An 8,478-nucleotide genomic window follows, 5' to 3' on the forward strand; every position below is an offset into this window, starting at 1 on the left:
GACCCAGGCGAGCGCGCCGAGCACGAGGCCGGGCCAGTTCGGCTTGCGGCCGTGGAAAACGCGCGCCGCATTCCACACCATGCCGCAGGCAACGAAGCCGACGGCATTTAACGCCAGATAGAGATGCGGGCCCATCCTGTCGCCGGCCGCGGTCCATAGCGCGACCGAGGCGGCACCGAGCAGATAGGCGGTGCCCCACCATTTCAGTGCAGGGCTGTCCTCCTGCCTGCCGAAAAACACCATCATGGCGCCGAGCAGTGCGGCAACCATGGTGGCGACCAAATAGAGCGTGATGCTATCGAGCGACATCATGTCGGCCCCCTCTAGAACATAGCAATTACGCGACCGGCCCCAGCCGATTTGCGCGCCCTTCCGAATGCGACGCTAGGTCCCGCGAGTTCCATTCAGGTTTTCGCGCGGACCCAAGTTTTCGGGAAACACGCCATCAATTTGCGTACAAACGAACAGCAAAAAGGGCGCTGAAATCAGCGCCCTTTTGCATCTCATTGAAGCCGCTTTCGCGGCGAATGCGATCGAAGCGATTAACGCTTCGAGAACTGGAAGGACCGGCGGGCCTTGGCCTTGCCGTACTTCTTGCGCTCGACCACGCGGGAGTCGCGGGTCAGGAAGCCGCCCTTCTTGAGCACGGAGCGCAGCTCCGGCTCGAAATAGGTCAGCGCCTTGGAGATGCCGTGACGGACCGCGCCGGCCTGGCCGGACAGGCCGCCGCCGGCGACGGTGCAGATCACGTCGTACTGGCCGGAACGCGCGGCCACGGAGAACGGCTGCTCGATCATCATGCGAAGCACGGGACGGGCGAAATAGACCTCGACCTCGCGCGAATTGACGGTGACCTTGCCGGCGCCCGGCTTGATCCACACGCGGGCGACAGCGTCCTTGCGCTTGCCGGTGGCATAGGCGCGGTTGAACTTGTCGACCTTCTTCTCGTGCTTGGGCGCGTCGGGCGCGGCCGCCGTCTTGAGCTGCGAGAGCTGGTCGAGCGACTGGATGGATTCGGCCATGTTATGCGGCCCTCGTGTTCTTGCGGTTCAACTTGGCGATGTCGATCTTCTCGGGAGTCTGAGCCTCGTGCGGATGATCGGCGCCGCCGTAGACACGCAGGTTGCCCATCTGCACGCGACCGAGCGGGCCACGGGGGATCATGCGTTCGACGGCCTTCTCGAGCACGCGCTCGGGATGCTTGCCCTCGAGGATCTGGCGCGCGGTGCGCTCCTTGATGTGGCCGACGTAACCGGTGTGCTTGTAATAGGTCTTCTGCTCGCGCTTGCGCCCCGTGAGGACCGCATGCTGCGCGTTGATGATGATGACGTTGTCGCCGCAATCAACGTGCGGGGTGTAGGTCGGGAGGTGCTTGCCGCGCAGGCGCATGGCGACGATGGTGGCGAGGCGGCCGACGACCAGACCCTTGGCGTCGATCAGCACCCACTTCTTCGTCACCTCAGCCGGCTTTGCCGAAAAGGTTTTCATGTCAGAGTTTCCGTGGACGGGGAGCATCGGCGCGAACACCGCACCGGACTGCGCGGTTTCTAGAGAAGAGACGCGCTACGGTCAATGCCCGAAGACGGAATTTAATGCTGCAATATCAGTAGCTTAAAAATATGGTGCGATATTACCTGCGAAAAGCTCAAACAGTTGGAATGGAATAGGTCGAGGTGACATGGGCAATCGGATCGGGTGACGTGCCCGACAAGAGGTTAACCTCCCCCACCGCCAGCCGTTTGCCGAGCTTGAGCAGCCGCGCCTCCGCCAGCACGTCCTGGCCGGGCTGGCCCTTGCGCAGGAAGTTGATGTTGAGATTGGTGGTCACGGCGAGCCCAATCGGCCCGATTGCGGACAGGAGCACCACGTACATGGCGAAATCGGCGAGCGCCATCAGCGTCGGGCCGGACACGGTTCCACCCGGCCGCAGCATCCTTTCGCTGTAGCGCTGGCGCAAAAGGCAGGTCTGGCCGTCCGCGCTTTCGATCGTGATGTCGTCGCCGCTGAACGCCTGGGGAAACTCGTGACGGAGAAACTGCTCGACTTCCGCCACGCTCATTTTTGCTAATGCCATGCTGTTCCCCACCCTCGCTTCACGTCCCCTGTTACATTAAGTTATCTGCGTCATCCAAATGCAATAATCCAACGGAAATGCTCCGATGTCCGGCCAGGCCGCCCGCGCCCCCTCCCCGCAACCGCCGATCCTGCTGCGCGAGACCGCGGGCCCCATCGCGGTCCTGACCCTCAACCGACCGGCCGCACGCAACAGCCTGTCGGAAGCGATGATCGCCAGCCTGCATGCCGAGCTCAACGAGATCCGCGACGACAAGGCGGTCCGCGGCGTCGTGATCGCGGCCAACGGTCCCGCCTTCTCCGCCGGCCACGACATGAAGGAGCTCACCGCCCGCCGCACCGACCCCGATCGCGGCCGTGCCTTCTTCGCCGAGATGATGACCGCCTGCAGCGCGATGATGCAGGCGATCGTGCACCTGCCAAAGCCCGTGGTTGCTGCCGTCCAGGGCATTGCGACCGCGGCCGGCTGCCAGCTCGTGGCGAGCTGCGATCTCGCCATTGCCTCGGACGCGGCGAGCTTCGCCACCCCCGGAGTCGACATCGGCTTGTTCTGTTCGACCCCGATGGTGGCGCTGTCGCGCAACGTGCCGCGCAAGCAGGCGATGGAGATGCTGCTGACCGGCGAGCCGATCCCGGCCGTGCGCGCCCGTGAGATCGGACTCATCAACCGCGTGGTCGCGGTCGGGACCGAGCGCGATGCCGCGATCGCGCTGGCGGAGCAGGTCGCGCTGAAATCCGCCTACACCGTCAAGCTCGGCAAGGAAGCGTTCTATCGCCAGGCCGAGATGAGCCTTGCGGATGCCTATCGCTATGCGGCCGAGGTGATGACGGAGAACATGATGGCGCGAGATGCCGAGGAAGGCATCGGCGCATTCATCGAGAAGCGCACGCCGAATTGGCGGGACGAGTGACATTCGTCATTGCGAGCGAAGCGAAGCAATCCAGAATACCTCCGCGGTGACAGCCTGGATTGCTTCGTCGCTTCGCTCCTCGCAATGACAAGGAAGAAAAAGAACCACAAATGAACCACGACGCCTATCCCGACAATTACATCCGCGGCATCCTCAACAGCGTGAAGTCGATCGCGATGGTCGGCGCCTCGCCGGTCAATGTGCGGCCGAGCTATTTTGCGTTCAAATATCTGGCGCAGCGCGGCTACGACATGATCCCTGTCAACCCCGGCCATGTCGGCAAGGAGCTGCTCGGAAAGCCCTTCGTCGCCTCGCTCTCCGACATCGGCCGTCCCATCGACATGATCGACATCTTTCGTAATTCCAGCCACATCATGCCTGTCGTCGAAGAGGCGCTCACGCTCGATCCGCTGCCGAAGGTGATCTGGATGCAGCTCGGCGCGCGTGATGACGCGGCGGCGCTGAAGGCGGAATCGGTTGGCATCAAGGTGGTGATGAACCGCTGCCCCAAGATCGAATATGGCCGCTTGTCGTCCGAGATTTCCTGGATGGGCGTGAACTCGCGCACCCTCAGTTCCAAGCGCCCGCCGGCGCCGACGCAAGGTATGCGCTTATCCCTCAATCGGATGAGCGTCGGCGGCGGCGATACTGCCGCCTCCGATCGCGCCGCCAAAAACAAGACCGAGCAAAGCTGAGCCGATCGCGAAGGATTCCTTTCGCGATCGCGACAATGCGTAGCACGATCATGCCGACGTGAAGCGGTGCCTTGACGGCGAGCGCGGCGCCCATCAGCATGCCGCGCGATTTCAGACCAAGAGAACAGGACGCCCTCAATGAGCGATCGCCTTCCGGGATTTTCGACCCTCGCCGTGCATGCCGGTGCACAGCCCGATCCGACGACCGGTGCGCGGGCGACTCCGATTTATCAAACGACCTCGTTCGTCTTCAACGACGCGGATCACGCCGCCTCGCTGTTCGGCTTGCAGGCGTTCGGCAACATCTATACCCGCATCGGCAATCCCACCAACGCGGTGCTGGAAGAGCGCGTAGCCGCGCTCGAAGGCGGCACGGCGGCGCTTGCGGTGGCCTCGGGCCATGCCGCGCAGGTCGTTGTTTTGCAGCAATTGCTGCAGCCCGGCGACGAGTTCATCGCCGCACGAAAACTCTATGGCGGCTCGATCAACCAGTTCACGCACGCGTTCAAGAGCTTTGGCTGGAACGTGGTGTGGGCCGATCCCGATGACATCGCCAGCTTCGAGCGCGCGGTGACGCCGCGCACCAAGGCGATCTTCATCGAGTCCATCGCCAATCCCGCCGGCAGCATCACCGACATCGAGGCGATCTCGACGGTGGCGCGAAAGGCGGGCGTGCCGCTGATCGTCGACAACACGCTGGCCTCGCCCTATCTGATCCGCCCGATCGACCACGGCGCCGACATCGTCGTGCACTCGCTGACGAAATTCCTGGGCGGTCACGGCAATTCGCTCGGCGGCATCATCGTCGATGCCGGCACCTTCGACTGGTCCACCGGCGGCAAATACCCGATGCTGTCGGAGCCGCGGCCCGAATATCACGGCATCCGCCTGCAGGAGACCTTTGGCAATTTCGCCTTCGCGATCGCCTGCCGCGTGCTCGGCCTGCGCGACCTCGGGCCGGCGCTGTCGCCGTTCAACGCCTTCATGATCCTGACCGGCATCGAGACGCTGCCGCTGCGCATGCAGAAGCACTGCGACAATGCGAAAGCGGTCGCCGAATTTCTCGCGGGCCATCCTGCGGTGGCCTCGGTGAGCTATGCGGGCCTTCCAACCGACAAGTACAACCAGCTCGCCCGCAAATACGCGCCGAAGGGCGCGGGCGCCGTGTTCACCTTCAGCCTGAAGGGCGGCTATGACGCTGGCGTCAATTTGGTGTCGAAGCTGCAGCTGTTCTCGCACCTCGCCAACGTCGGCGACACCCGCTCTCTCGTGATCCATCCTGCCTCGACGACGCACAGCCAGCTCGACGACGCGGCGAAGGTGAAGTCCGGCGCCGGCCCAGACGTGGTGCGGCTCTCGATCGGCATCGAGGACAAGGAAGATCTGATCGCCGACCTGGAACAGGCGCTGGGGGCGTAGCTTCCTGTCGTTCCGGGGCGGTGCGCAGCACCGAACCCGGAACCTCGACGTCGCATCATAAGCTCTGGATTCCGGGTTCGGTGCTGCGCACCGCCCCGGAATGACATCGGCGGCCGCCGCCAGTTAACAGTCATTAACCATATCTGCCGCATACATCATCGTTGGATCGCCCCTTCTGATTCGGAGCCGACGATGTTGCGCTGGATGGTGCCTGCCCTTGCGGCAATGCTGACGGTCTCGGCTGCCGTCGCCGCCGACTTGCCGGCCACGCCGAAACGGCGGGCCGCCGCTCCGCCGCAGGACCCGCCGAAGGTCTATGTCGAAACTGATCCGGATGCGCTGATCTCGCCGGCCTATGGCATCGGCAGCTACATTCGCAACCTGCCGGGCACACCGCTGCTGCCGGGCTCCCACACGCTGCCGGGCTATTACGGCCGCCCATGGGACTACGACTATCAGGGCGCGTATTACGGCGGGAAGCAGGTCGATTATTTCTGGCGGCTGCCCTACTCGTGCGGCGTCTACGGCTATTGCTGATCAGTCGCGCTGATCAGCCGGCCTGACCGACCGGAACCGCGCGTGGCTGCGCGTGCGTCTGCTGGCGCGAAGCGAGCCGTTCCACCTGCACCACCGCAAGCGTCAGCACTGCGATCGCAACCGCCTGGTGCGAAAGCGCGAGATCGATCGGCACCTGATTCAGCAGCGTGAGGATGCCGAGCACCGCCTGCAAGCTCACCGCCGCGAGCAGCCACAGCGCCCCGCCAGCCGCAGAACCCGCGCGCGAGCGCACCGCGTCGATCGCGTGCAATGCCGCCAGCACGAACAGCGCATAGGCGGTCATGCGGTGCTCGAACTGCACCGTCAGGACGTTGTCGAACATGTTGCGCCACCACGGCGTCTCGAACCAGAGCCGCTCCGCCGAGGGAATGAACGCGCCGTCGATCTGCGGCCAGGTGTTGTAGGCACGCCCTGCGCGCAAGCCCGCGACCAGCGCACCGAAATAGATCTGCACGAACGTGAGGACGAGCAGCAGAGCGCTCGTGAACCGCAGCCGCGCCGGCGCTGCGATACGCGGCCGCTTCTTGAGCCGCCGCACCGTCCAGACGATTCCGGCGAAGATCAGCAGCGCGAGCAGCAGATGCGTCGCCAGCCGATATTGCGACACCTCGACCCGTTCCGTCAGGCCCGAGGCGACCATCCACCAGCCGACCGCACCCTGGAGACCGCCGAGCGCGAACAGCAGCCACAGTCGGCGCTTCAATTCGCCGGACAGGCCGCCACGCCACAGGAAGAACAGGAACGGCAGGAGATAGGCGACGCCGATGAAACGGCCGAGCAACCGGTGGCTCCACTCCCACCAGAAGATCTGCTTGAACTCGGACAGGCTCATGCCGGCGTTGAGCTCGCGATATTGCGGGATCTTCTTGTAGGCCTCGAACGCCTCGGTCCACTGCGCCTCCGACAGCGGCGGAACACTGCCCGTGACCGGCTTCCATTCGACGATCGAGAGGCCGGATTCCGTCAGCCGCGTCGCGCCGCCGACCAGCACCATCAGCGCGATCAAAGCGGCTACCGAAATCAGCCACCAGCGCACGGCGCGATGCGGGTTGGTTGGAACGGAATTCGTCGTCATTTCAGGGGTTAAAACCAGGGCTTGAACCGGATTGCGTGCCCCTTATAGTCCCCCGCTCCCGCAGCGCAAGTTACGCGAAGGCAGCAAGCTCCCGCCATGACGATCCGTACCCGCAAGTTCCTCGGCGCCATCCTGCTCCTGGTGCTGGCCACGGTCTGGGCCCTGCTCGGCATGGCCGCGGCGCAGATGCCGTGGATTGCCGAGTCCGGCTGGCGGCAGGCGATCTACTACGTCGTTGTCGGCATGGGCTGGGTGCTGCCGGCGATGCCGATCGTGAGCTGGATGCAGCGTCCCGACCGCGCCAAATCCAATTCGTAGCGGCTCTAGTTCGCAGCGCCGCCGGTCGGTTTCACCGGCGCAAAGGCGACGCCTGACACCAGCACACGCAACATGCGCAGCGAGCGCACACGGCCGTCCCAGGCGATCCGCGGCAGCGCGCGCAGATTGGTCCGCCCCTCCGCATCCACGATGCCCGCGATCGTCGACACCGCGCTAGCAAAGCCGGCCTCCTCCGCCATGACGACATGGCTGCGCCGGAACGAGGTGCGATCCCCGAACGGAAAGGCAAGATGGCGGATCTCGCGCCTGAACGCCGCTTCGGCGACCGCCTTGCCCATCGTCATCTCGCGCAGCGCGGCTGCGTCCTTCATGTTGGTGAGGACTGGATAGTTCACGGTCGCGCTGCCGATCGTGACGAGCGGGTCGGCCGCCAGCTTCGCCAGATCCTCCCAATCCATCGACGCCTCGCGCGAGAGCGCGGCGAGGTCGATCCGGTAGCGCGCGCAGAGGTCGGCGATCGCCGCCGACAGATCCGCCGGCGACAGCGAGCGCAGCCAACTTTCGAGATGCGAAAACAGCGCCTGCTTCTCGGTGCGACCAGTGACGACGAAGCGCTGTTCCCTCTCCCCCATCATCAGGCTGATGCGGCTCTCGCGCGCGATCAACTGTTCGAGCCCGAGCCACCAGGCCTGTCCGACGCCGTCGGGAAAGGCGGTGGGCACGTAGACCGTGAAGGGCACGGCGTGGTGCGCCAGCACCGGATAGCCGAAGTCGATCAGGTCCTTGTTGGCGCCGTCAAAGGTGAGCGCCACGAAGCGCCGCTGCTCCGGCAGCGTCACCGCGCGCCGGCAGACTTCATCCATGCCGAGAAAATCGTATTTCCAACGCTTGAGCGCGCGAATGGCGCGGTCGAGAAACTGCGGCGTGATCTCGTGCGAGCGCATTGGCTGAAATCCGCCGCGCCGCGGCCGCACCCGCTCAAAGCGCAGGATGGCGCCGCTACCTCGACGGCCTAGCGCGGCCCGGCCGGTCAACCAGGCCAGCTCGAGGCGCAGCCGTTCCAGCCATCTGTCGTCGGATGCCAATATCCCACCCTTCGCGCCCTTAAGGCGCCTGTTCCCGTTCCCATTGTCCTTACCCTTTGTTGACATTTCTTTGCAAAGGTCGGCCACAGGCCGATTGACGTCTATTTCTGATTTCTCGACAGGTTTCGCGGATGACCATGGCTGCGGCGATGCAAAGCCGGACGGCAGAAGCGCCGGCGCGGTCGGAAGCGAGCCGTATTGCGCATGTCGATATCGTCACCGATCTCGACGCCGCCGAGGCCGTCTGGCGCGGCTTCGAGGAGCCCGGCCATCTCTTCACGCCCTATCAGCGGTTCGACCTGCTGGGCCCCTGGCAACGACTGGTCGGCGAGCGCGAGGGCGCGCGCCCCTTCGTGGTGATCGCCCGCGACGCCGAGCACCGG

At 64.6% G+C, this 8,478-nt stretch carries 10 protein-coding genes and 2 pseudogenes; 6 read left to right on the forward strand and 6 right to left on the reverse strand.

Going from position 1 to position 8,478, the window contains the following annotated elements; genetic code table 11:
- From MOV74_RS24130 to MOV74_RS24145, 4 genes and pseudogenes are all read right to left on the reverse strand, one after another.
- A pseudogene (locus MOV74_RS24130) lies at positions 1-312 on the reverse strand (GGDEF domain-containing protein); the annotation flags it as partial.
- Positions 313-542: 230 nt separating this feature from the next.
- Entirely contained in the window at positions 543-1,022 is a 480-nt protein-coding gene (gene rpsI / locus MOV74_RS24135; protein ID WP_008547917.1) for a 30S ribosomal protein S9, read from the reverse strand.
- A 1-nt stretch (position 1,023) separates the two neighbouring features.
- Positions 1,024-1,488: a 50S ribosomal protein L13 gene (gene rplM, locus MOV74_RS24140; RefSeq protein ID WP_091965253.1), complete on the reverse strand. Its 465-nt coding sequence runs from the start codon at positions 1,486-1,488 to the stop codon at positions 1,024-1,026.
- A 157-nt stretch (positions 1,489-1,645) separates the two neighbouring features.
- Positions 1,646-2,074: a PaaI family thioesterase gene (locus MOV74_RS24145; protein WP_246928175.1), complete on the reverse strand. Its 429-nt coding sequence runs from the start codon at positions 2,072-2,074 to the stop codon at positions 1,646-1,648.
- 85 nt (positions 2,075-2,159) lie between these two features.
- Between MOV74_RS24145 and MOV74_RS24150 the strand changes: the two genes are divergently transcribed.
- The 4 genes from MOV74_RS24150 (at position 2,160) to MOV74_RS24165 (ending at position 5,635) form a co-directional block, all read left to right on the forward strand.
- Entirely contained in the window at positions 2,160-2,984 is an 825-nt protein-coding gene (locus MOV74_RS24150; RefSeq protein WP_246928178.1) for an enoyl-CoA hydratase, read from the forward strand.
- A 110-nt stretch (positions 2,985-3,094) separates the two neighbouring features.
- Positions 3,095-3,679 (forward strand): CoA-binding protein, encoded by a 585-nt coding sequence (locus MOV74_RS24155; RefSeq protein ID WP_246928180.1) that lies wholly within the window; start codon positions 3,095-3,097, stop codon positions 3,677-3,679.
- Between the two features lie 138 nt (positions 3,680-3,817).
- On the forward strand, positions 3,818-5,098 hold the full coding sequence (locus MOV74_RS24160; RefSeq protein WP_246928182.1) for an O-acetylhomoserine aminocarboxypropyltransferase: 1,281 nt from the start codon (positions 3,818-3,820) through the stop codon (positions 5,096-5,098).
- Between the two features lie 192 nt (positions 5,099-5,290).
- Complete coding sequence (locus tag MOV74_RS24165) at positions 5,291-5,635, forward strand: hypothetical protein (protein ID WP_246928186.1); 345 nt, start codon at positions 5,291-5,293, stop codon at positions 5,633-5,635.
- A 13-nt stretch (positions 5,636-5,648) separates the two neighbouring features.
- On the opposite strand, the gene MOV74_RS24170 is transcribed toward MOV74_RS24165, so the two are convergent.
- Complete coding sequence (locus MOV74_RS24170) at positions 5,649-6,731, reverse strand: COX15/CtaA family protein (protein WP_246928190.1); 1,083 nt, start codon at positions 6,729-6,731, stop codon at positions 5,649-5,651.
- 96 nt (positions 6,732-6,827) lie between these two features.
- Between MOV74_RS24170 and MOV74_RS24175 the strand changes: the two genes are divergently transcribed.
- A complete protein-coding gene (locus tag MOV74_RS24175; protein WP_246928193.1) occupies positions 6,828-7,049 on the forward strand; it encodes a DUF2842 domain-containing protein in 222 nt (73 codons plus the stop codon).
- A gap of 5 nt (positions 7,050-7,054) precedes the next feature.
- Here MOV74_RS24175 and MOV74_RS24180 read toward each other — a convergent pair whose 3' ends face one another.
- Positions 7,055-8,095 (reverse strand): polysaccharide deacetylase family protein, encoded by a 1,041-nt coding sequence (locus MOV74_RS24180; protein ID WP_246928209.1) that lies wholly within the window; start codon positions 8,093-8,095, stop codon positions 7,055-7,057.
- Positions 8,096-8,226: 131 nt separating this feature from the next.
- Between MOV74_RS24180 and MOV74_RS24185 the strand changes: the two are divergent.
- A pseudogene (locus MOV74_RS24185) lies at positions 8,227-8,478 on the forward strand (GNAT family N-acetyltransferase); the annotation flags it as partial.

It is taken from the genome of Bradyrhizobium sp. SHOUNA76, assembly GCF_023006445.1.
GTDB lineage: Bacteria > Pseudomonadota > Alphaproteobacteria > Rhizobiales > Xanthobacteraceae > Bradyrhizobium.